This window comes from Flavobacterium piscisymbiosum (genome assembly GCF_020905295.1).
Taxonomy (GTDB): Bacteria; Bacteroidota; Bacteroidia; order Flavobacteriales; family Flavobacteriaceae; genus Flavobacterium; species Flavobacterium piscisymbiosum.
On sequence record NZ_JAJJMM010000001.1, the window covers coordinates 5,213,939 to 5,237,016 of the forward strand.

The following is a 23,078-nucleotide window of genomic DNA, read 5'->3' on the forward strand; positions in this document are numbered from 1 at the left end:
CCCTTTAACTTAATGATTTTTTTAACTCAGATGGCGATATTCCAGTGCTTCGCATAATGAATTTATTAAAATGACTACTATCAATAAACCCCAAATCATTGCTGATTTCAGAAAATGTCAAATTACTTTTGCTCAATTTTTCTGTAACGACTTTCAGCTTTGTCTGCTCTATGTAATCACGTAAAGTTATATTGAGATGGGTTTTAAAATACTCACCAATATAATGGATAGAAACATTAAAATGATTCGCCATTTCTTTTTTCTTCAATAAATGTGGGTTGGCAATATTCGACCGAATATAACTTAAAATCGTATCAATTTTTAAAACTTCAGTCGTTTGAAAATTCAAACTATTCTCATTTATACTTCCATTTCGTCTAATGATCTGAATCAGCGACATCATTAAACTTTTGATTATGATTTCGTTTTGTCCTTTTGGTCTGGCAACTTCCTCAAGTATTTTTAGGATAACCATTTCGCAAAAAGCTTTATCGTCTTCAAGGAAAATCAAATTTCCGTTGGTTTGATTGTGGTAATAAAATAGTTTTTCTATTTCCTCGATCTCTTTTTTATTCGAAAAGAAATTGGGCAGAAAACGTAAACAATGAAACTTGGTAGGCGTTAATGTTTTAAAAGAATGATAATCCTTGGGCGTAAGTAAGTAAATATCATTTTCTTTATAATTGTGAGGAATCGAATTTAAGATATGATTTCCGGTTCCGTACTCTATGTATAACAATTCGAAGAAATTATGCCTATGAACTTCCTTTTTCCAGGTAAGTTCTTCGACCGAATAAATTTCGAAATCTTTATATATAAAAAAGGTGTCTTTCATAATCCTTAATTTTTACAAATATAACCGATATTTTTACATCAATTAATGATCTTGAACCTATTTACTTTGCAACAAGATTTAAAACCCAAAATACTACAATATGAACTCAGATACAACAAAAATAGGTATTCTTGGCATTGGCGGCATCGGCGGATTTGTTGGCGCTCCCCTGGCTAAAAAATATAAAGACAGCGAAACCAAAATCATATTCATTTGCAGAGGCGAAACCAAAAAAGCGATTCAAAATGAAGGTTTGCTATTTGAATCAAAAGGTGAAACCACCACTATAATTCCTGATTTAGTTTCAGACAATCCAACAGAAATTGGAATTCTGGATGTTTTAATCCTTACCTCTAAATCCTATTCTTTAAAAGATGTATTATCTACTTATAAAGATTGTATCAACGAAAAAACAATCATAATCACTTTGCAAAATGTGGTTAATGCCAAAGAAATAATCAGAGAAACTTTACCAGAAGCTGGTCAAATTATGGAAGGTTGTATTTATGTGGCATCAAACGTAAAGCAAGCCGGGCATGTTCAGCATGTTGGCGGGCCAGGGAAAATTTTCGTTGGAGGAAAAGAAAATATACAATTAATAAAATTATTGACTGCCGGAGGTTTAGACATTACGTATGTCGAAAACATCAATGAGATCTTATGGAAGAAGTATTTGTTCGTTGCGCCCGTTGCCGGAATCACTTCTGCTTATAAAGTTACTTTTGGTCAACTTTTGGAGGATGAAAATCTAATGCATATTCTGGAAAATATGATGATCGAAATCCAATCGCTTGCTAAGAAAAACAATATCAATTTGACCAATGAGGATATTGAAACTTCTAAAGATTTATTAACCAAATTTCCGTTTGAATCCAAATCATCTTTACAATTGGATTTTGAGAATGATAATCAAACCGAGAAACAATTTCTGGTTGATTATGTTATTGAAAATGCTAAAAAATACGGAATTGAAACTCCGTTTTATAATGGTGTGAATGAAAAAATAAAAACGTTATATAACGTTTCTTAATGAAACATGTTTCATTTTCAACCGGATTAAAATCCGGCCCTACAATATGAATCATTCCTCCGGAATTTTAAAATCTATGTGGATAATCATTAAAATGATTTAAAAAAGAGCCGTAGGTTCGACCTATATTGTAGGGCTGGATTTTAATCCGGTTAGGTTATGATTATTCTCATTTTTGTCATCCTGACGAAGGAAGGATCACACTAGTAGCTCGCCAAAGATTGACCATTTTGATTGCGGAGTTTCTTGTGTGATCCTTCCTTCGTCAGGATGACAAACTTTGCTAAAAAAAAGCAGAATTGAATGAAAATCTTATGAAAAATACCATTTCTCGCCTAGCCCTGATCGAAGCGGCATCCTTTTATGGTGGGGTTCACCATAAAAGATATAGTGTAGAGCAGGACAAATGGTCTTGAAAACACGAAAATTACCTGCTCCTTAAAAAAATCATTTTCGAAAAATCCTTTATATTTAAAGGCTTTCAAAGGTTTTTGACACTTGTCTATACAACAATAAGAAAATATTATGACAAATTTATTTCATAATCAGAAAAACCGCCATACATTTGCCTAACGGTGTTAAACAATTTAATACTTAATTAAAATGGCAAGTAAAGATCGAATTTTAAGACAAAAAGAAGAGACAAGAAGTAATATTCTTGAGGCTGCTTATGCTATCGTCAAAGAAGAGGGATGGCAAGGTCTGAGTATGCGAAAAATTGCTGACAAGATTGAATACACGGCTCCAATTATTTATGAGTACTTCTCGAATAAAGAGGCTATCCTAAATGAATTAACCGGAAAAGGTTTTATCAAGTTAACGAAAGAACTTCAGGAAGCCAAAGATAGATTTGAAAAACCGGAAGAACAATTAGAAGCCATGTGGATGGCCTATTGGGACTTCGCTTTTACAGATACTGAAATGTATCAGGTAATGTTTGGAGTACAAATGAATTGTTGTCAGCAACAATGTTCGGCTCAGGAGAGACCGTATAAATTATTTACTTCGGTAATTGCTGAGATTATGAAAAACAGCAACCCTACTGATGAAGTAATCAAACAAAAGTATTTTACTTTCTTCTCTGTAATACATGGTTTGATTGCAATTAATATCATCAACAAAAGTGAAATAATGGAAACTATTAACAATCAAATCCTAAAAGATGCGATTGGTGGAATCATAAAATCAATACAATAAAAAAAATTTCATTTTAACTTAACAGTGATAAATGATTTAATAGGTAATTTAGCAACTATTTTTTTACTACTTTACTTAACAGTGTTAGAAAATTTAATAGAGTAATATAGCGTTTTTTTCTCTTGTTACTTAACAGTGATAAATAATTTAATACCGATTACGAATAGAATCGGAAGGCATCATTGTATGGTTTTTTGCACAATTCTACTTAACAACGTTAGATAATTTAATATAATTAAATATGAATGCCCAGAATATCCGAATACCACAAAAATTAAATAATAAGAATGTCCAACAAATTAAAACCAATACGAAAATGAAAAATGTAATTATAACCAGTTTTATTCTGGCGCTAGTGCTAAGCAGTTGTGCAGATAAGTCGCAGGCTCCGGCAGCTCCTGCTCCACCATTATTACCAGTTTTAGCCATTACAAGCGAAAACACTACTACAGATGCTGAATATCCTGCTTCGATACAAGGAACAGTTGATGTTGAAATACGCCCACAAGTAAGCGGAAACCTTGAAAGAGTTTATGTAGACGAAGGTGCTTATGTAACTAAAGGTCAGACTTTATTTAAAATAAACGAACGCCCGTTCCGTGAGCAATTAAACAATGCATTGGCAAGTCTTCATGCTTACGAAGCTGCATTAATCAACGCTCAGTTAGAAGTTGATAAATTAACTCCTCTTGTACAAAACAAAGTAGTTTCTGATTATCAGTTAAAAACGGCTAAAGCTTCTCAAAAAATTGCTGCTGCTAATATCGAACAAGCAAGAGCAATGGTAGGTTCTGCAAAAATTAACTTAGGATATACCAATGTTACAGCCCCAGTAAGTGGTTATATTGGAAGATTACCTAAAAAACAAGGAAGTTTAGTTTCGGCATCAGATGTTGAACCTTTAACAAACTTGTCTGATGTACATGAAGTATTTGCTTATTTCTCATTAGGTGAAACTGATTTCATCAACTTTAAAGCGCAATACGCTGGAAACAGTTTAGGCGATAAACTAAAAAAATTACCTCCTGTTACTTTGGTTTTAGCAGATAACAACGCTTATCCTCAAACCGGAAAAATTGATATGGTAGACGGTCAGTTTGATAAAACTACCGGAGCGATTACTTTAAGAGCGACTTTCCCTAATGCTGGCGGGACTTTACGTTCAGGAAATACAGGAAAAATTCGTTTAGGTCTTCAACATGATGATGCTGTTTTGGTTCCACAATCGGCTACTGTAGAAATGCAGGATAAAGTTTTTGTTTTCACGGTAAACAAAGAAAACAAAGTAACAAAAATGCCTATCACTGTTTCTGGTAAAAGCGGAACAAACTACTTAATTAAGGATGGTGTAAAATCCGGTGACTTAATTGTATTAAGCGGTATTGATAAACTTCAGGAAGGACAAGTAATTCAGCCTGAGAAATCATCTCCTGCAAAAGTTGCCCAAATAATTAATAAAAAATAATTTTTACGAAAATGTTCAAAATATTTATACAAAGACCTGTACTGGCAACCGTTATTTCCATCTTATTGGTGATATTAGGTATACTTGGTCTTACGAAGTTGCCCTTACAACAGTTTCCTGATATTGCGCCGCCATCGGTTTTGGTAACTGCGGTTTATCCGGGAGCGAATGCAGAAACGGTTTTACGTTCTGTGGCACCATCTCTTGAAGAGTCTATAAATGGTGTTGAAAACATGACTTACATGAGTTCTACAGCCAGTAATGACGGATCTCTTGCTATTACGGTTTTCTTTAAATTAGGAACAAATGCAGATCAGGCTGCGGTAAACGTGCAAAACAGGGTTGCTCAGGCAACTAGCCAGTTACCTGCAGAGGTTGTTCAGCAAGGTGTAACTACTGCAAAACAACAAAATAGTTTTATCATGGCCATTGGTATGTATACTGATGATGAGTCAAAATACGATCAAACGTTTGTTGCCAATTATGCTCAGATTAATATTATTCCGGAGATCAAACGTATTCCGGGAGTTGGTTCTGCCAGTATTTTTGGAGGTGTAAAAGATTACTCTATGCGTGTTTGGCTTAATCCAACACAAATGTCGACTTACAAAGTAACTCCAAACGAAATCATGGGCGCGATCCAGGATAAAAGTTTGGAAGCTGCTCCGGGTAAATTTGGAGAAAGAAGTAAAGAAGTTTTTGAATACGTTATTAAATACAAAGGAAAATTAACCAAACCTGAAGAATATGAAAATATTGCTATACGTTCTAATGCTGATGGTTCAGTACTTCGCCTCAAAGATGTAGCCAGAGTAGAACTTGGTGCTTATTCTTATAACAGTTTAACTCGTTTAAATGGTAAAAAAGGAGTTGTAATTGGTATTATCCAATTAGCAGGTTCTAACTCTAATGATATTCAGGTTGCGATCAACAAATTGATGGTGAAAGCCTCAAAAGATTTCCCAACGGGAATAAAACATAACATTTTCTATAGTACAAAAGTTGCCTTAGACCAGTCTATTGAGCAAGTTCAACATACTCTACTTGAAGCGTTTATATTGGTATTCATCGTAGTATTTATATTCCTTCAGGATTTTAGATCAACATTAATCCCGGCTATTGCTGTACCTGTAGCAATTTTAGGAACGTTCTTCTTCATGCAGTTATTCGGATTCTCGATCAATCTTCTAACACTTTTCGCTTTAATTCTGGCGATTGGTATTGTGGTAGATGATGCGATTGTCGTCGTCGAAGCCGTGCATGCTAAAATGGAGCACAAACATCTGTCTCCAAAAGTAGCAACTCATGAAGCAATGCACGAAATAACGGGTGCTATTATCTCGATTACGCTGGTAATGGCTGCTGTATTCCTGCCGGTTGGTTTTATGGAAGGCTCAACAGGGGTTTTCTATCGTCAGTTTGCCTTTACAATGGCAATTGCAATTGTAATTTCGGCGGTAAACGCTTTAACCTTAAGTCCTGCACTTGCTGCATTATTCTTAAAAGACAATCATTCGGCTCATGGAGATGCTCCTTATGAGAAACAAGGATTTAAACAAAAATTCTTTAACGGATTCAACAAAAGTTTTGATTCCCTAACCAACCGTTATGTTGGAGGTTTGAAATTTTTAATTCGTAGAAAATGGTTGAGTTTAGGAGGTTTGGCTTTAATTACGGTTGCTACTGTAATTATGGTAAAAACAACTCCTGCAGGATTTATCCCGACAGAAGATCAAGGATTTATTGCAATTGCAGTAAACACACCTTCAGGTACATCTCTTGACGGAACTCAAAAAGTAATGACCGAAGCAGAAAACACATTAAGAGGTTTAGATGCTTCCCGATTTGTAACCGCTATTTCAGGTTTCAACTTATTGACGAATTCTACAAGTCCATCTTCAGCAGTTGTTTTCGTATTGCTTAAACCAAATGAAGATCGTGGAAATATTAAGAATATTGATGAGATCATGAATCAGGTTCGAGGTAAATTAGGTGCAATTTCTGGCGGAAGTTTCTTCGTATTTAGTTTCCCAACCGTTCCTGGATTTAGTAACGTCGAAGCTTTAGACTTAGTGCTTCAGGATAAAACTGGAGGAAAACTGGACAAGTTTAGTGGAATTTCTCAAAACTTTATCGGTGAATTGATGAAACGTCCGGAAATTGCCGTAGCCTTTACCTCTTTCAAAGCCGATTATCCTCAATTGCAATTGGATATCAATGATGAAAAAGCAGATCAGTTAGGCGTAAAAGTAAAAGACATTTTACAAACCATGCAAACCTATTTTGGTAGCGCGCAAGCTTCTGACTTTAACCGATTTGGTAAATATTACCGAGTTGTAGTTCAGGCCGATATCGCTGACAGAGCTGATCCGTCATCAATTGACCGAGTTTTCGTGAAAAACAAAACTGGAGAAATGGTGCCAATAAATACTTTAGTAAAACTAACTCGTATTTATGGTTCAGAAACGGCTTCGAGATACAACTTGTTTAATTCGATTTCGATCAATGCAATCCCGAAACCAGGATTTAGTTCAGGAGATGCCATTAAAGCAATACAAGAAGTTGCAGCACAACAATTACCTGCGGGTTATGGTTTTGAATTTTCAGGACAAACTCGTGAAGAGATTTCGTCAGGAGGTCAGTCGGCAACAATTTTCTTACTGTGTTTGATATTCATCTATTTCTTACTTGCTGCACAGTACGAAAGTTACATCTTGCCATTGGCCGTAATTTTATCTATCCCTGCAGGTATATTTGGAGTATTCGTAGCTATTGGATTAACAGGAATTGAAAATAACATTTACGTACAAGTTGCACTGGTAATGCTTATTGGTCTGCTCGCCAAAAATGCGATTTTGATTATAGAATTCGCCGTCCAGAAACGAAAATCAGGTCAGGCATTAGTCAAAGCAGCAATCGATGCAGCCAAACTACGTTTGCGTCCAATTATCATGACGTCACTAGCCTTTATTGTGGGATTAATCCCGATGATGAGCGCCACAGGACCGTCAGCACAAGGTAACCACTCTATTAGTATTGGTGCCGCCGGAGGTATGATTTCAGGAGTAATATTAGGGTTGTTTATCATCCCGGTTTTATTCATCATCTTCCAATATTTACAAGAAAAGGTTTCTGGAAAACCAGTAGCCGTAATTCATAACGAAGAAAAATAAAAATGGAAAACTATATAACGACAATCCTCGTAGCCATCATAATTGGCATTGGATACATATCCTATAAAATCTCAAGAGATCTTGATAGTAGAAAAGATACTTGTACAGAAATTTAATGACAACATATAAAATGAAAAATTATATAACCAAAATCGTGATGATCGCCATTTTGATCACGACTATAATATCCTGTAAAGTTTCGAAGGATATTGAAACTCCAAAAGATGCATTTCCTGAAAATTTCAGGAATGCATCGGTTTCAAAAGATACTACAAGTATTGCTGACGTGGAGTGGAAAAATTTCTTTACAGAAAAAGATATTATTGAGCTCATTGATAGCGCTGTAGCCAGAAATAATGACTTACAGATTGCTACTAAGAATATCGAAATTGCACAATACAGATTTACACAATCTAAATGGGGAAATGTTCCTCAGGTAAATCTTAATGTAAGTGCTAGTACAAGCAACCCTTCTGATAATAGTTTTACAGGAAAGAATTTAGGTCAGGCTTTAGGCCAAAATCATATTGATGATTATTCTGCCGGAGCAACACTTTCATGGGAAGCTGATATTTGGGGTAAAATCCGTAATCAGAAAAAAGGCGCTTATGCTGGATATCTTCAGTCAGAAGAAGTAAAAAAAGCATTGCAAACGACTATCGTAGCCAATGTTTCTAAAGGATATTACAACCTTTTGATGTTAGACGCACAATTAGAAATCGCCAAACAGAATTACAAATTGAATGATAGTACAACCAATATCATTAAATTAAAATACGATGCCGGCCAGGTAACTACATTAGCGATTCAACAATCTGAGGCACAAAAATTAGTTTCGGCACAATTGATTCCGCAATTAGAACAAAACATTGCCATTCAGGAAAATGCTTTAAGTGTTCTAACAGGATCATTCCCGAATTCTAAAACCAGAACCACTCGTTTAAGTGTTCTTGAAGTGAAAAACAATAATGCAATCGGAATTCCGTCTTCATTAGTAAGCCGCAGACCGGATGTAAAAAGTGCCGAATTAGCACTTAAAGTTGCCAATTCAAACGTAGGAATCACAAAAGCCGACTTGTATCCGTCACTTAAAATTACTGCTCAGGGTGGTGTAAATTCATTCGAAACCAGTAATTGGTTCAATATTCCGGCTTCATTGTTCGGAACCGTTGCGGGAGGTTTGACTCAACCTTTACTGAACAATAAAAAGGTAAGAACGCAATATAATATTGCCGTTGCCGAAAGAGAAAAAGCGGTTTTAAGCTTTAGACAATCGGTTCTTGTAGCCGTTAGCGAAGTATCTGATGCTTTGGTAAAAGTAGAGAAATTGCAACAGCAAGAATCTTTTCTAAAAGAAAGAGTAAAAACATTACAACAAGCCATTAAAAATGCCAATTTGTTATTCAAAAATGGTATGGCTGAATATCTTGAAGTGCTTTCAGCGCAATCAAATTTACTACAAAGTGAGTTAGAATTAGCTGACATAAAAAGACAACAACTTTCTGCCAATACCGAGTTATATCGCGCATTAGGTGGAGGCTGGAGATAATACCCATTACCCGTTAATTATTTATTTTTTGAGATGAAAACGCTGTGAGACTTTTAGTTTCATGGCGTTTTTTTATTGTTGTCATGGCACACGGATGACACGGATTTGCTTTGCAAAAACGCAGATTTATACTGATTTTTTATTTGCAATCTTGTTATCGTGATGCAGGAAGGATCACACAAGAAAATCAGCAATCTTAATCAAAGTCTGCCATCCTGAGCGTAGTCGAAGGAACGCTACGTTCTTCGAACCAGTTTGTCAATCCCTGTAAAAATGAGGGCAAAAAACAGCATAAAAAAATCCGCGTAAATCCGCGTTTTCGCTTTAGCGAATCCGTGTCATCCGCGTACCATTTACCATAATGTTATTACACTTTATTTCTTTACTTTTGATAAGCTTAAAAAACTTCAGCATAATGTCAATCAATCAAGCAAAATACATCAACGATCTCAAAGTAAAATTCAATAACTACTCTCCTATTTCTGAGGAATCCTGGCAATTAATCGAAAATAACATTGAGATAAATTCAATAAAAAAAGGAGAATTACTTTTAAGAAATGGTCAAATTGCGAAAGAAATTTACTTTGTTGCTAAAGGCGCTTTACGAGCATTTATAACCGATACCGAAGGAAATATCTACAATAAAAACATCTTTCTCGAAGGAGATCTCGCAGGATCTACAGCTTCATTAATACAACAAACCCCTTCAGATTTTTCTATTGAAACGCTGGAAGATTCTATTGTAATCAACATTAATTATAAAAAATACAGAGAACTCATTTTTCAAAATGATGATCTAAAAAACTTCTATATTGCTTATCTCGAAAGAAATTGGGTAATCGAAAAAGAACAAAGGGAAATCTCTATCGTGATGGAAAATGCAACCGAAAGATATCTGGATCTCTTAGCGAAACATCCCGATATTGCAGAGCGAATTGCATTGCTTCATATTGCATCGCATTTAGGAATCACACCCACACAATTAAGCCGAATCAGAAAAACACTCGAAAAAGATTTGTAAATCAACATATGTAAAGGTTTCTCATAAAACCTAAAGTTATCTTTGTCTCTCAATTGCATTAAAATGAAAAATACAAACCTCATCCAGGACAATATTAATAACCTGACCAACTTCTGGAAAACCGTGGGAACTCCTTTCCTCTCCTATCATAAAAACGATACTTTCGAATACTGCAAAATCGAAAATTCGGGTTGGCCCAATAAATTATGGCTAAGCAAAGACATTGCTAAAAGAGACTTACCGGATATTATCAAAACCATGAAATCCAATTCGGGTTTGGTTTTACCATATTGGGATATCTTCGGGACGAAATCTTATGAAATTTTGGAAGCTTATGGTTTTGAACTAAAAACGGAACAAGTCGCAATGACATTAAAACTAAATCAGAAATTCAAACTAGAACATGATCTTAGCTTTAAGAAAATTGATAATGAGCAAGATGCCAAAATCTGGTCAGACTTATATCCTAATGCTTTTGGTTATATAATCAGTAAAGAAATCCTGATTCAGCATTATACAAATGTTCATTTTTATTTGGTTTCTAAGGATAATCAACCCATCGGCACTTTTATGCTTTTTCAAACCGGAAACAATATTGGCATTCATGGCGTTGGTGTTATTCCTGAAATGCGCAGAAAAGGCTTTGCCGAAGAAATCATGAAATTTGCACTAAATCTTTCTATAGATTTAAGTGCTGATTATGCTTTATTGCAAGCTTCTGCAATGGGAAAAGACATTTACACTCGCCTGGGTTTTGAGGATTTGTTTGTGATTAAAAATTATATTTTAAAAGCTTTGTAATGGCACACGGATGAGACGGATTTGCTTCGCAAAAACGCGGATTTTAACGGGTTTCCCTATACTTTTTATACTTCTTTTTTTACTCTCATTTTATGTCTTCCTGAGCGAAGTCGAAGGACATAAGTAGCTCGATAAAGATTAGCGATTTTGATTATAGAGTTTCTTTGCGATCCTTCGACTTCGCTCAGGATGACAAACTGCACAGCAAACTTTGTTTATAAAAAATCTAAATTCTATTCTCTATATTCTACATTCTTCACTCTCAAAAAAAATCTAAAATCTACCTTCTAAAATCTAAAATCCCCACTTTGTCCTAAATGACCTTAAAATAGTCGTAAATAACTATTTGTACAAAAAATAACATTTGTAAGTTTGTAATACATTAACTGATAACCACTTAAAAACAAACCTATGAAAAAAGCTAAAATTATTTTTTGGATTACTACTGTTATTATTTTTTTATTTGAAGGCGTTATGCCGGCACTAACATCTCAGAGTGAAATGGCAAAAGAAGGGATCAGACATTTAGGCTATCCGGAATATTTTGGGAATGCATTGGTCGTTTTCAAAATCCTGGGCGTTCTGGTATTGGTGATTCCGCAAGTTCCCAAAAACGTAAAAGAATGGGCTTATGCCGGATTTGGTTTTGATTTTATATTTGCCTCTATTAGTCATTGTGCGGTTGATGGAGTTAGTTTTCAGTCGTTTTTTCCACTAATATTTTTAGTAATCCTGGCGATTTCATATCATTATTACCATAAAATTGAGCGATATAACAACATCGCTTTATAAACTTTAAAAATGATGATTGAAGTTTTTAAAACAAATGTTCAGGAAGTGGAGCAATCACAAATGATTGTGGAAAAACTTCTTGAGCATTTTCCTAACAGTGCCATTAATTTTGACTTGGAAGATTGTGATAAAATTCTGCGAATTCATAGTTTATCTATTTCAAACAGAAAAATTATTGCGGTTCTTAATGCAAACGGTTTTCATTGTGAAGTGCTGTAAAAAAAAAGCAATTTACTGATATTTAATTTATTAAGTTAAAATTTGTAATTTTATACTACTAACTATTAAACCAAAAGCAAAATGAATTTACCGGCCGGACATCAAACGATAATGCCTTATTTAATTTTGAAAGGCGCAGCACAATTCATCGATTTTACAAAAAAAGTTTTCGATGCACAAGATTCTAATCAACAGGTATTACGGGACGACGGAACTGTAATGCATGCCGAAATTATCCTAAACGACAGCACTATAATGGTTACTGATGAAATTAAAGACTGGCCTCAACAAAATGCCAACTTATTTGTTTATGTTCCTAATGCTGATGAAACCTATAAAAAAGCATTAGAAAATGGCGCAGTAAGTTTAATGGGACTAAGTGATCAGGATTATGGAAGAACTTGTGGTGTTACAGATCCTTTTGGAAATGTGTGGTGGATAACATCTGTTAGGGAATAATTTCAATTCAAAAATCAACAAAATGAAAACAGCACTTCAAAAAAATATTGTTGAAACATTTCAAAAGTTAAACGAATCTCTTTCTTCGTTTTCTGAAGAAGAAATGAATACTGTGCCTTTTAAAGGAAGCTGGACACCGGGTCAGGTTGTACAACATATTATTCTGGGAAATTCCGGTTATCCTGAATTATTTTCGGGAAATACAAAAAAAACGATTCGCAAATATGACGAACATGTAAAGGAACTTGAAGGCATTTTTCTCAATTTTAGCACTAAAATGGATGCACCGGATTTTTTAAGGCCTGAAATGAAGAATTATAATCAAAACGCACTAACTTTATCTTTGCTTAAAATAGAGTCTGACTTACTCAATGCATCCGAAGATTATGATTTAACCCTAACCTGCCTGGATTTTCAAATTCCTGGTTTCGAGCATTTCACTATCTACGAATGGATTAATTTTGCTCTTGTGCATTCTCAAAGACATACGCATCAACTACAAAAAATTTCACATTATATAACAGCATTATAATTATTCAAATACATGAAATCAAAATCAGGGTTTATTTTTTTATCGACTTTAATTGCCGGAACACTTGATATTCTGGCTGCTATTTTTGTTTATGCTATTATACTGGAAAAAACAACCGCTGTAAAAATCCTTCAGTCTATTGCTAGTGGTATCTTTAAAAAAGAAGCTTATACCGCAGGACCACAAATGGCCTGGTACGGACTTGGACTTCATTACCTGATTGCTTTTATTTTTTCATGGTTTTATTTTACAATTTATCCTTACTTACCCGTTCTTAGAAAAAGTACTGTAATTTCAGGATTTGTCTATGGCATTTTAGTTTGGATTGTAATGAATCTTATTGTTTTGCCAATAATGTTTCCTATTTTACCAGAGAAACATTTCGATTTTCCTTTACTCCTATCCATTACGATCTTAATGCTTTGTATTGGACTTCCTATTGCATCATTTGCTAAGAAATATTATTCTATTAGAGAATAGTTTTTAGTCTCGGTTTTCAGTGTCAGTATTTAGTCTCAGTTTTCAGTCTCAGTCTCAGTCTCAGTCTCAGTTTCTCAATCTCAGTTTATAACTTAAAAAAAATCTCGGTTTTCAGTTTACGGCACAAAGCTGTAAACTGAAAACCGAGACTGTAAACTTATTTCCTGTTATAATCGCCTTAATTATAAAGTGTAATTTTATAAAGTAACATAATCTTAGTTTTTTAATTAATAAATGACATTTTAATCTCTAAACTCTTTATTTATTCAAAGATCCATAATTCTTACAAATTCCATCAACTATTAACGTTAATTTATCATCGCAATTAACTATAAATCAGTTTTTTGACTTACTTTTATAATTCCCCCTTTTCGTTACAGAATTCCCACATAAATCCGTTTGAGTTAATTTTTTGATCGATTGCATTAATCAGCGCTGTACCCTTAAAGTAATTTTAGATAAAATTTTAGAAACATGGAATTAGCTGCAAAACTAAAATTAAATACATCGTCGGAATTAATTACAAAACACGGTGTGATTTTAGAAAAAACAGAAAGAGCATTTGAAGAACTAGGAGTTTTGAATCCGGCCATTTATCAGGATGGTAATAACGTTCATATGTTTTACAGAGCAGCTAAAAGAGGTAATTTTTCGACTATTGGATATTGTCGTTTCGAAGGTCCGACAACTTTAGTAGAAAGAAAAACAGAACCCATCTTTATTCCGGAATATATTTATGAGATTCATGGTGTTGAAGATCCCCGAATTACAAAAATCGATGATCTTTTTTATATGACTTATGTTACCTATGACGGATTGAATGCCTGTGGAGCTTTAGCTACTTCTAAAGATTTGAAAACTTTTAAAAAGAAAGGAATTATTACCCCGAGATTTATATTAAATGAATTTACTAATCTCATTAGAAAACATTTACAAAATCCGAAGATTGCCAAGATTCTGGCTTTTAATGTTGAAAGACATTATCCGCTAACAGAAACTTTAAAAGATAGTTTATATGTATGGGATAAAAATGTAGTGCTTTTTCCAAAAAAAATAAACGGGAAATTTGTGGCTTTACATCGCTTATTTCCATCCATTCAAATAATTACTTTCGAAAATAAGAAAGATTTGACAGTAGATTTCTGGAAAGATTATTTGAAGAATTTGCCCGATTATATTGTGATGGAGCCCAAATATGATCACGAAACAAGTCATATTGGACCAGGCGCTCCCCCAATAGAAACTCCTGACGGATGGTTACTAATTTACCACTCGGCAGAAAGGCGCGAAAAAGGTTTGGTTTATCATGCTTCGGCAGTGTTATTAGATCTCCAGAACCCACAAAAGGTTTTAGCCAGATTGCCCAAACCCATTATAACGCCATCAGAATATTATGAACGACATGGTTATGTAAATTATGTAGTTTTCCCAACGGGAACAGCCATTTTTGACGACCAATTATATATTTATTACGGTGCTGCCGATGACAAAATTGCGGTAGCCTCATTGAACCTAAACGACTTATTAACAGAACTAAAACAGAATCCCCATGAAAACGATATCAAATAAATCAAAAATAGTTTTTCTTTCTACATTTCCACCAACACAATGCGGCATTGCGACTTATACTCAGGATACTATAAAAGGAATTACCGATGTTTTTGGTAAATCGATTACCTGCGAGATTTGCGAATTGGTAAAGGAGCCAAAAGCAAACCCAACACAAGCCTATACTTTGAATACAAAAAACAAAGAAGAATATGCAAAAGTGGCACAGGAAATCAATAAAGACAAAGCTGTAAAACTGGTTCATATTCAACATGAATTTGGTTTGTTTGATGGGAATTATGGAGACTATTTATTAGATTTTTTGAATGAAGTAAAAAAACCTTTAACCTATACCTTTCACAGTGTAATTCCTAATCCAAATAAGGAATTGAAAACATTTGTAAAACTGTTGCTTTCTTATAGCAATTCGGTTTTTGTAATGACCAATCAGTCAAAAGAAATCTTGATGAGAGATTATGATATAAGTGATGATATTATTACTTGCGTACCACACGGAACCCATATTGTTATTTACGAAGCGCCACAACAAGCCAAAGAAAAATTCAATATTCAGGATCGAAAAGTACTGGCTACTTTTGGTCTTTTAGGAGAAGGTAAAAACATTGAAACAGGCTTAAAAGCACTTCCAAAAATCATAGAAAATACACCTAATGCATTGTATTTAATCATTGGCAAAACACATCCTAACTTAATAGTTGATGGTGTAGATGCTTATCGCGATAAACTAGAAGGCATTGTAGCCGATTTAAATTTAAAAGATCACGTGCGTTTTGTAAATGAATATTTAGATACAAATGAACTTTTAGATTATCTAAAAGCTGCAGACATTTATTTGTTTACCTCAAAAGATCCTAATCAGGCCGTGAGCGGCACTTTTGCTTATGCAATGAGCTGCGCCTGCCCTATTGTAGCATCAAAAATTCCTCATACTTTAGAAGTTTTAACTCCTGATTCAGGAATATTGGTAGATATTGGAGATGTAGATCAATTCTCTGAAGCCGCTATCAAATTGCTTTCAGACGATCACTTAAGAGAAGAAATGGGAATTAATGCTTTTAGAAAAACCAGAGCTTCATCTTGGGAAAACGTAGCCATTACCCACATGGAAACTTACAAACAATTGATCGACAATCCATCAGAAATAAAATACAGTTATCCTTCTATTCAATTAGGACATATTAAAAGAATGACTACTGATTTAGGTATTATTCAGTTTAGTAAAATTTCGATCCCGGATTTAGAATCCGGATACACATTAGATGATAATGCACGCGCATTAATTGCGATCTGCATGCATTATAAACTAACTCAGGACAAAGAAGATTTAGCGTATATTTTAATCTATCTTGATTTTATTGTTCGTTGCCAACAACCAAAAGGAAACTTTATCAATTATGTCGATCAGGAAAACCGCGAACACATCGAACAAAATGCCGAAGTAAATCTGGAAGATTCTAATGCAAGAGCAATCTGGGCTTTAGGAACTGTGGTTGCCAACACTGATATCCTGCCTGAAGCTATTGTAAAAAAAGCGGCTCAATGTTTATTGCATTCATTAAAATGGGCAGAAAGTATTCAATCGCCACGTTCTATTGGCTTTGCAACAAAAGGATTATATTTATACCATACTGCTGTTCCTAACTTATATGTAGCAGCAATTATCAACAAGCTGAATGCTAAATTGCTTTCTAATTATGAAATTCACGCTTCGCACGATTGGAAATGGTTCGAAAATTACATGACCTACGGAAATGGTATTTTACCGGAATCTATGCTTTTCGCTTTTTTAACAACCAACAAACCTATTTACAAAAAAGTAGCTTTGGATTCTCTTGACTTTTTAATGTCGAAAATGTTTAAGGACAAAAACTTCAAAGTAATTTCTAATAACGGATGGTTGCACAGAGATTCAGAAGAACAATTACACGAATACGGAGAACAGCCAATAGATGTTGCCTACACCATTCATACTTTAAATTCGTTTTATACCGCTTTTGGTACTTCTGAATACAAACAAAAAATGAAAATGGCATTCAATTGGTTTTTAGGAAAAAATCATTTGGGACAAATCATGTACAACCCAATAAGTGGCGGTGGTTATGACGGACTGGAAAAAGAAAATGTGAACTTAAATCAGGGAGCCGAATCGACTGTATGTTTTCTAACAGCCAGATTATTAATGGAAAACCTTAAAATAGCAGAAGTAAAAGTGATTCCGATAATGAAAACTAAAACCGGAATTGCTATTAATTCTTAATTTATTGAAGATATATTTCTAACTAAATATACTATTGAACCCTAAAAATCCCTTTTATAAAGGGATTTTTTGTTTTTAACATTTGACCAACAACGTAACTTTATTTTAATTATTGTGTTTGATTATGTTAATTATATAAACTTCTAAAAAAGTTGTGTAAGATTTTATCTGTACTTGTAAGGTAATTTTAATCTATAATAATCAAGGGATATGCAACCTGCATAAAAGTTGGTTTTGATGCATTAGATTTTAACTTAAAAACATAGTATTTTGATACTTACTTTAAAAAATACATTCGCAGAAATAGGAAATGCAACAGTGTTTGCAAAGCAGTTTTTTAAGGAGGTTTTTGTTCCGCCTTATGAAACGAAAGAGTTCCTGAAACAATGTTATGTTATTGGCTATAAATCATTGCCGCTGGTTGCTATAACCGGCTTTATTATGGGTTTGGTACTAACGCTGCAATCCAGACCAACTTTGGTAAAATTTGGAGCAGAATCCTGGTTACCGGGAATGGTAGCACTTTCTTTGATTAGAGAAATCGCTCCTGTAATTACAGCCTTAATTTGTGCCGGAAAAATTTCGTCAGGAATTGGTGCCGAATTAGGTTCTATGAAAGTGACAGAACAAATTGATGCGATGGAAGTTTCGGCTATTAACCCTTATAATTATTTAGTAGTAACAAGAATCCTGGCCTGTACCCTTATGGTGCCTTTATTGGTATTTTTTGCAGATGCAATCGGGATTATTGGCGGATATGTTGGGATTAACATTCATGGTGATGTCAACTTTTACCGTTACCTCACACAAATTCTTCAATCGCTTGAATTTCTGGATTTAATTCCGGCCACCGTAAAAACATTCTTTTTTGGATTTTTTATTGGAATGATTGGATGTTATAAAGGATTTAATGCCTCTAACGGAACCGAAAGTGTAGGAAAAGCAGCCAACTCTGCCGTAGTAACCGCTTCATTAACCATTTTTATTATTGATATGGTTGCTGTTCAAATAACCGATTTATTTTTTTAAGATGATTAAGGAAAAAGAAAATATAGAAAAAAATAAAGTCTCTAAAACCAAAAAGCAAGAACCTATCATTGTCATTAAAGACTTGCATAAAACTTTTGGTAAAGACAACAAAGTCCTGCAAGGTGTAAATCTTACGGTAAACAAAGGCGAGGATTTGGTGATACTGGGACGTTCAGGATCAGGAAAATCGGTAACTATAAAATGTATTGTGGGATTAATCGAACCTGATAAAGGCGAAATAAAAGTTTTTGATGAAAATGTATTGAACCTCACAAAACCGGAACTCAATGAAATTAGAGTCCGTATTGGTTTTTTGTTCCAAAGTGGTGCTTTATACGACTCTATGTCGGTTCGCGAAAATCTGGCTTTTACATTAAAAAAACACAAAAGAGATTTAACCGCCGAGGAAGTTGAAAGTGAAGTGATGGAAGCCCTGGACAATGTAGGACTAAGTGATGCAATTGATAAAATGCCATCTGAATTATCGGGTGGAATGCAAAAGCGAATTGGCCTTGCCAGAACTTTAATCTTAAAACCGGAAATCATATTATACGATGAACCAACAACCGGATTAGATACGATAACATCTCGTGAAATAAGCGAATTGATTCTCAACATCAAACATAAACGCAAAACAACTTCTATCATTATTACCCATGATATGGCTTGTGCAAAACTTACAGCCGACAGAATTATGGTTTTGAAAGATGGTGTAATACATGCCGAAGGAACATATGAAGAACTAGAAAAAGACGAAGACGAATGGGTTCGTTCTTTTTTTCAATAATATTAAAACAAATAATTAGAAATCATGGAGAAGCAATCTGGATATACTTGGAAATTAGGAATGTTTGTAACAATAGGTTTATTGCTTTTTATAATGGCAATTTACTTTATTGGTAAACAAAAAAATCTTTTTGGTTCGACATTCAACATCACATCACAGTTTAAAACCGTGAGCGGTTTAGAAGTGGGAAATAATGTTCGTTTTTCAGGAATTAATATCGGAACGGTCGAAGAAATTCAATTAATAAACGATTCTTCGGTAGTGGTAAGAATGGTTATTAAGGATGAAGTTCGTGAATTTATTAAAACAGATGCCCGTGCAAGTATTGGTTCTGATGGATTAATGGGAGACAAAGTGCTTACTATTTCTCCCGGTGTTAAATCGACAAAAGTGATAGAAAACGGTGGTGCAATTGCTTCGGTAAACGGAATTGAAATGCAGGATTTAATGAAAAGCGTGAAGAAAAGTGTTGATAATGCTGCTGTAATCACCGATGAATTAGCCATTTTCAGCCATAGTATGAATACCGGAAATGGTGCTTTGGCACGATTAGTTCGTGATGATAAAATGGCGAACAGCGTTTCGAATACACTTTCGAACTTAGAATCAGGTACAAAAGGTTTTAGTGAAAATATGGAAGCTGCAAAAAATAACTTCCTGCTTAAAGGATACTTCAAGAAAAAAGAGAAAGAAAAAGAAAAGAAAAAAGAAGAAATAAAAGAGCAACAAGAAGAACAGCAGAAAAAGGCAGAAAAAGCTAAAGAAGAAAAAGCTAAAGAAGAAAAGGCTAAGGAAGACAAAGAGAAAGCTGAAAAAGCCGAAAAAGAAAAGGAAAAAGCAGCAGAGAAAGCCAAAGAAGAAAAAGAAAAACTGGAAAAACAAAAAGCTGAAGATACTAAAAAAGCTGAAAAAGGAAAATAATGAATATGCCAGATAAAATTACTCTAACTCATAGAGACATACTTTTTACCTAAAAAAAATACACGCCTCTCACTTACAATTCTATGAGTCATATTTTAAAATCGATCCATATATAATTTTATGGAATAAATTGAAATACTATGAAAACTTCATATAAAAATATAAGCCTGAAAATCTTAAAAGTAACAGGAATAGTAATAGCAAGTATCTTGCTATTATTGTTTTTGATACCATTGCTATTTCCCGGAACCGTTGCTACAGAAGTAAAGAAAATCGCCAACGAACGATTAGACACTAAACTGGATTTTTCGAAATCCAGACTTTCGTTTTTTACACACTTTCCTTCCCTGACTGTTTCTCTTGATGATTTGTCAATGACAGGATCAGCGCCTTTTAGTAATGATACTTTGCTAAAAGCAGAACAGGTAGCTTTTGGTATCAACCTAAAAAGATTGATTTTTGATAATGAAGTAAAAATTAATAAATTATATGTTTCTAAAGCCTTAATCAATATAATGGTCAACCAAAAAGGACAGGCCAATTATAATATTTATGTCGCTCCGGAAGATCGCGATAAAAAACCGGACGATCCTAATGCTCCCGAAGAAGGAACAGCTATTCGCTTAGAACGAATTGACCTGGAAGATTGTCATGTAAAATACAACGATCGTTCTGCCAAAATCCTGGTCGATGCAAAAGGTTTTAATTACGTAGGAAAAGGAAATTTGAGCGAAGATATTTTCGACTTAAATACCGATGCAAGAATTGATAATGTAGATTTCTATTACGACCGAACCGCTTATCTAAGAAAAAAAGCAGTCCGCGCTGATTTAATTACAAGAATTAATACACACGCTCTTTCGTTTATTCTTCAAAAAAATGAATTACGAATCAATAAATTGCCATTAAAATTTACTGGTTTATTTACCATTTTAAGAGACGGGTATAAAATTAATATCAAAGCCGCATCTGAAAATACAACACTAAAAGATTTATTTTCTGTAATGCCTCCAGAATATTTAACGTGGATGAATGAAACCGAAATCTCAGGTAACAGTGATTTACTTTTTACTTTTAGAGGAAATTATAATGTTGCCAAAAAACAAAAACCGGATTTAGCTTTTAATTTAAAAATCAATAAAGGCGCGATTAATTACCAGAATGCTCCCGCTCCACTGACTGATTTTCAGATGAATCTAAATGCTGTTTTACCTTCATTAGACATCGAAAAACTATTGATTAATCTTGATACTTTTAAATTTAAAGTTGGCGAAAAAGACTATTTCAATGCTTATTTACGCAGCAAAGGATTTAACGAAATGACTGTCGATGCAAGCGTAAAAGGTGCATTAGACTTAGCCACAGTTGATGCTGCATTGGGTTTAAGCAGTATAGATTTAAAAGGAACCTTAAAAACTAACATTCAGGCAAAAGGTATTTTTAGTACTTCGAAAAAACTCTTCCCTAAAACCATTGGCGGAATTGCATTACACAACGGCTGGCTAAAAACCGACTCTTATCCTAATCCTATTAAAGACATTACTTTTGTTGCCAATGTACTTAACAAAGCCGGAACTTTTCAGGATTTGATTGTTGCCGTTGCTCCTGCATCATTTGTTTTTGAAGGAAATCCAATGTATGTAAATGCAACACTTTCGGATTTTAGCGATTTGGCGTATAATGCTAAAATAAAAGGAGAATTAAATGTTGGCAGAATCTATCAGGTTTTTTCTCAAAAAGGACTTGATGTAACGGGTTATGCAAAAGCAGATCTTTCACTTAAAGGAAAACAAAGCTACGCCACAAAAGGGCAATACGATAAACTGGATAATAGAGGAACTATTATTTTAAAAAACATCAAAGCAACATCAGAACTTTTCCCAAAAGCATTTTTTATCAAACAAGGAAATTTCCGTTTCCAGAATGAGAAAATGTGGTTCGAAAAATTTGATGCCTTTTATGGTAAATCTGATTTTGCTATTAATGGCTATTTATTAAATACCATTAATTATTTTCTGGAATCACACGGAACTTTGAGTGGAGATTTTAAAATGAAATCAAAACTGATTAACGTTGATGAATTTATGGCGCTTAAAAAAGGCGAAAACACAGATCGTAATCTTGAAGTTGAATATGCCAAAGAAGATCATCCAAAGATGAGCGGAGTGGTTATTGTACCCAAAAACCTAAATGTCGCGCTTACTGCAGATGCGAATAAAGTAGAATACAACGGACTGGTTTTAAACAAACTTAATGGTAAAGTAGGAATGACAAAAGCTGGTTTTTATTTAGAAAATGCCAATTTTAATATCATCGATTGTTTAGTAGGTATTAATGCAACTTATAAAGACGAATCGCCGACATCTGCCCATTTTGATGCTCATTTTACAGCCAAAGATTTTAGTGTTCAAAGAGCTTACAAAGAAATCCCGATGTTTCATGATATGGTAACTGTAGCTGAAAAAGCGCAGGGAATTATCTCTGTAGATTATAAAATAAAAGGAGATTTAGACGGAAATATGAGCCCTATTTATGCCTCGCTTGATGGCGGTGGAAAATTGAATTTACGCGATGTAAAAATCAAAGGATTAAAATTATTTGATGGTATTAGTTCTCAAACAGGACAAAAAGGTTTGGATGATCCTAATTTAAAAGGCATCGAAATCAATTCGACCATTAATAATAATTTAATTCATATTGAAGATTTCACCTTTAGCGTGGCCAGTTTTAGACCTACCATAAAAGGGACAACAAGTTTCGACGGGCTTTTAGATTTACGAATGCGATTAGGATTACCTCCTTTTGGAATCGTTGGATTTCCGATTGTGATAACGGGAACGCATCAGGATCCTAAAATTAAAATATTCAGTAAAACAGGTAAAAAAATTGATCCCGCAGTTTATGATGAAAAACACAACAAAGTGATTCGTAAAGAAAAAGTAAGCAAACAAAAAAAGTAAAT

Annotated in this window: 19 protein-coding genes; 18 read left to right on the forward strand and 1 reads right to left on the reverse strand. The window is 34.1% G+C overall.

From position 1 onward, the window contains the following. Positions 1 to 4: 4 nt before the first annotated feature. Positions 5 to 835, reverse strand: a complete 831-nt coding sequence (locus LNP81_RS22150; RefSeq protein WP_230039455.1) for an AraC family transcriptional regulator — start codon at positions 833 to 835, stop codon at positions 5 to 7. 100 nt (positions 836 to 935) lie between these two features. Here LNP81_RS22150 and LNP81_RS22155 point away from each other — a divergent pair, with 100 nt between their 5' ends. The 18 genes from LNP81_RS22155 to LNP81_RS22240 all read left to right on the forward strand — a co-directional run bounded on the left by LNP81_RS22155 (position 936) and on the right by LNP81_RS22240 (position 23,076). After that, on the forward strand, positions 936 to 1,865 hold the full coding sequence (locus tag LNP81_RS22155; protein ID WP_230039456.1) for a ketopantoate reductase family protein: 930 nt from the start codon (positions 936 to 938) through the stop codon (positions 1,863 to 1,865). 603 nt (positions 1,866 to 2,468) lie between these two features. After that, on the forward strand, positions 2,469 to 3,062 hold the full coding sequence (locus LNP81_RS22160) for a TetR/AcrR family transcriptional regulator (protein WP_230039457.1): 594 nt from the start codon (positions 2,469 to 2,471) through the stop codon (positions 3,060 to 3,062). 241 nt (positions 3,063 to 3,303) lie between these two features. After that, on the forward strand, positions 3,304 to 4,527 hold the full coding sequence (locus tag LNP81_RS22165; protein WP_230039458.1) for an efflux RND transporter periplasmic adaptor subunit: 1,224 nt from the start codon (positions 3,304 to 3,306) through the stop codon (positions 4,525 to 4,527). Between the two features lie 11 nt (positions 4,528 to 4,538). Next, the gene (locus tag LNP81_RS22170) at positions 4,539 to 7,700 is read left to right on the forward strand and encodes an efflux RND transporter permease subunit (RefSeq protein ID WP_230039459.1); all 3,162 of its coding nucleotides are present in this window, start codon (positions 4,539 to 4,541) and stop codon (positions 7,698 to 7,700) included. 130 nt (positions 7,701 to 7,830) lie between these two features. After that, positions 7,831 to 9,249, forward strand: a complete 1,419-nt coding sequence (locus tag LNP81_RS22175; protein ID WP_230039460.1) for a TolC family protein — start codon at positions 7,831 to 7,833, stop codon at positions 9,247 to 9,249. Positions 9,250 to 9,664: 415 nt separating this feature from the next. Further along, positions 9,665 to 10,270 (forward strand): Crp/Fnr family transcriptional regulator, encoded by a 606-nt coding sequence (locus LNP81_RS22180; RefSeq protein ID WP_230039461.1) that lies wholly within the window; start codon positions 9,665 to 9,667, stop codon positions 10,268 to 10,270. A gap of 63 nt (positions 10,271 to 10,333) precedes the next feature. Next, complete coding sequence (locus LNP81_RS22185) at positions 10,334 to 11,071, forward strand: GNAT family N-acetyltransferase (RefSeq protein ID WP_230039462.1); 738 nt, start codon at positions 10,334 to 10,336, stop codon at positions 11,069 to 11,071. A gap of 411 nt (positions 11,072 to 11,482) precedes the next feature. Then, positions 11,483 to 11,863 (forward strand): DoxX family protein, encoded by a 381-nt coding sequence (locus tag LNP81_RS22190; protein ID WP_230039463.1) that lies wholly within the window; start codon positions 11,483 to 11,485, stop codon positions 11,861 to 11,863. A 9-nt stretch (positions 11,864 to 11,872) separates the two neighbouring features. Further along, on the forward strand, positions 11,873 to 12,082 hold the full coding sequence (locus LNP81_RS22195) for a hypothetical protein (protein WP_230039464.1): 210 nt from the start codon (positions 11,873 to 11,875) through the stop codon (positions 12,080 to 12,082). An 81-nt stretch (positions 12,083 to 12,163) separates the two neighbouring features. Further along, on the forward strand, positions 12,164 to 12,541 hold the full coding sequence (locus LNP81_RS22200) for a VOC family protein (RefSeq protein WP_230039465.1): 378 nt from the start codon (positions 12,164 to 12,166) through the stop codon (positions 12,539 to 12,541). Positions 12,542 to 12,563: 22 nt separating this feature from the next. Continuing rightward, positions 12,564 to 13,073, forward strand: coding sequence for a DinB family protein (locus LNP81_RS22205; protein WP_230039466.1), 510 nt, complete (start codon positions 12,564 to 12,566; stop codon positions 13,071 to 13,073). A gap of 12 nt (positions 13,074 to 13,085) precedes the next feature. Next, complete coding sequence (locus LNP81_RS22210; RefSeq protein WP_230039467.1) at positions 13,086 to 13,553, forward strand: DUF1440 domain-containing protein; 468 nt, start codon at positions 13,086 to 13,088, stop codon at positions 13,551 to 13,553. A gap of 474 nt (positions 13,554 to 14,027) precedes the next feature. Continuing rightward, on the forward strand, positions 14,028 to 15,122 hold the full coding sequence (locus LNP81_RS22215; RefSeq protein WP_230039468.1) for a glycoside hydrolase family 130 protein: 1,095 nt from the start codon (positions 14,028 to 14,030) through the stop codon (positions 15,120 to 15,122). Beyond that, on the forward strand, positions 15,103 to 17,379 hold the full coding sequence (locus tag LNP81_RS22220; RefSeq protein ID WP_230039469.1) for a glycosyltransferase: 2,277 nt from the start codon (positions 15,103 to 15,105) through the stop codon (positions 17,377 to 17,379). Before LNP81_RS22215 ends, LNP81_RS22220 begins: the two co-directional genes overlap by 20 nt. A 270-nt stretch (positions 17,380 to 17,649) precedes the next feature. Continuing rightward, positions 17,650 to 18,408, forward strand: a complete 759-nt coding sequence (locus LNP81_RS22225; protein ID WP_230039470.1) for an MlaE family ABC transporter permease — start codon at positions 17,650 to 17,652, stop codon at positions 18,406 to 18,408. A gap of 1 nt (position 18,409) precedes the next feature. Beyond that, positions 18,410 to 19,195, forward strand: a complete 786-nt coding sequence (locus LNP81_RS22230; protein ID WP_230039471.1) for an ABC transporter ATP-binding protein — start codon at positions 18,410 to 18,412, stop codon at positions 19,193 to 19,195. A 24-nt stretch (positions 19,196 to 19,219) separates the two neighbouring features. Further along, on the forward strand, positions 19,220 to 20,116 hold the full coding sequence (locus LNP81_RS22235) for an MlaD family protein (RefSeq protein WP_230039472.1): 897 nt from the start codon (positions 19,220 to 19,222) through the stop codon (positions 20,114 to 20,116). A gap of 140 nt (positions 20,117 to 20,256) precedes the next feature. Further along, positions 20,257 to 23,076 (forward strand): AsmA family protein, encoded by a 2,820-nt coding sequence (locus LNP81_RS22240; protein WP_230039473.1) that lies wholly within the window; start codon positions 20,257 to 20,259, stop codon positions 23,074 to 23,076. The last annotated feature ends 2 nt before the right edge of the window (positions 23,077 to 23,078 follow it).

Bases quoted from the DNA above. Each gene is read 5' to 3' on its own strand.
- LNP81_RS22150 (WP_230039455.1), bottom strand. From the start codon at position 835: ATGAAAGACACCTTTTTTATATATAAAGATTTCGAAATTTATTCGGTC.
- LNP81_RS22155 (WP_230039456.1), top strand. From the start codon at position 936: ATGAACTCAGATACAACAAAAATAGGTATTCTTGGCATTGGCGGCATC.
- LNP81_RS22160 (WP_230039457.1), top strand. From the start codon at position 2,469: ATGGCAAGTAAAGATCGAATTTTAAGACAAAAAGAAGAGACAAGAAGT.
- LNP81_RS22165 (WP_230039458.1), top strand. From the start codon at position 3,304: ATGAATGCCCAGAATATCCGAATACCACAAAAATTAAATAATAAGAAT.
- LNP81_RS22170 (WP_230039459.1), top strand. From the start codon at position 4,539: ATGTTCAAAATATTTATACAAAGACCTGTACTGGCAACCGTTATTTCC.
- LNP81_RS22175 (WP_230039460.1), top strand. From the start codon at position 7,831: ATGAAAAATTATATAACCAAAATCGTGATGATCGCCATTTTGATCACG.
- LNP81_RS22180 (WP_230039461.1), top strand. From the start codon at position 9,665: ATGTCAATCAATCAAGCAAAATACATCAACGATCTCAAAGTAAAATTC.
- LNP81_RS22185 (WP_230039462.1), top strand. From the start codon at position 10,334: ATGAAAAATACAAACCTCATCCAGGACAATATTAATAACCTGACCAAC.
- LNP81_RS22190 (WP_230039463.1), top strand. From the start codon at position 11,483: ATGAAAAAAGCTAAAATTATTTTTTGGATTACTACTGTTATTATTTTT.
- LNP81_RS22195 (WP_230039464.1), top strand. From the start codon at position 11,873: ATGATGATTGAAGTTTTTAAAACAAATGTTCAGGAAGTGGAGCAATCA.
- LNP81_RS22200 (WP_230039465.1), top strand. From the start codon at position 12,164: ATGAATTTACCGGCCGGACATCAAACGATAATGCCTTATTTAATTTTG.
- LNP81_RS22205 (WP_230039466.1), top strand. From the start codon at position 12,564: ATGAAAACAGCACTTCAAAAAAATATTGTTGAAACATTTCAAAAGTTA.
- LNP81_RS22210 (WP_230039467.1), top strand. From the start codon at position 13,086: ATGAAATCAAAATCAGGGTTTATTTTTTTATCGACTTTAATTGCCGGA.
- LNP81_RS22215 (WP_230039468.1), top strand. From the start codon at position 14,028: ATGGAATTAGCTGCAAAACTAAAATTAAATACATCGTCGGAATTAATT.
- LNP81_RS22220 (WP_230039469.1), top strand. From the start codon at position 15,103: ATGAAAACGATATCAAATAAATCAAAAATAGTTTTTCTTTCTACATTT.
- LNP81_RS22230 (WP_230039471.1), top strand. From the start codon at position 18,410: ATGATTAAGGAAAAAGAAAATATAGAAAAAAATAAAGTCTCTAAAACC.
- LNP81_RS22235 (WP_230039472.1), top strand. From the start codon at position 19,220: ATGGAGAAGCAATCTGGATATACTTGGAAATTAGGAATGTTTGTAACA.
- LNP81_RS22240 (WP_230039473.1), top strand. From the start codon at position 20,257: ATGAAAACTTCATATAAAAATATAAGCCTGAAAATCTTAAAAGTAACA.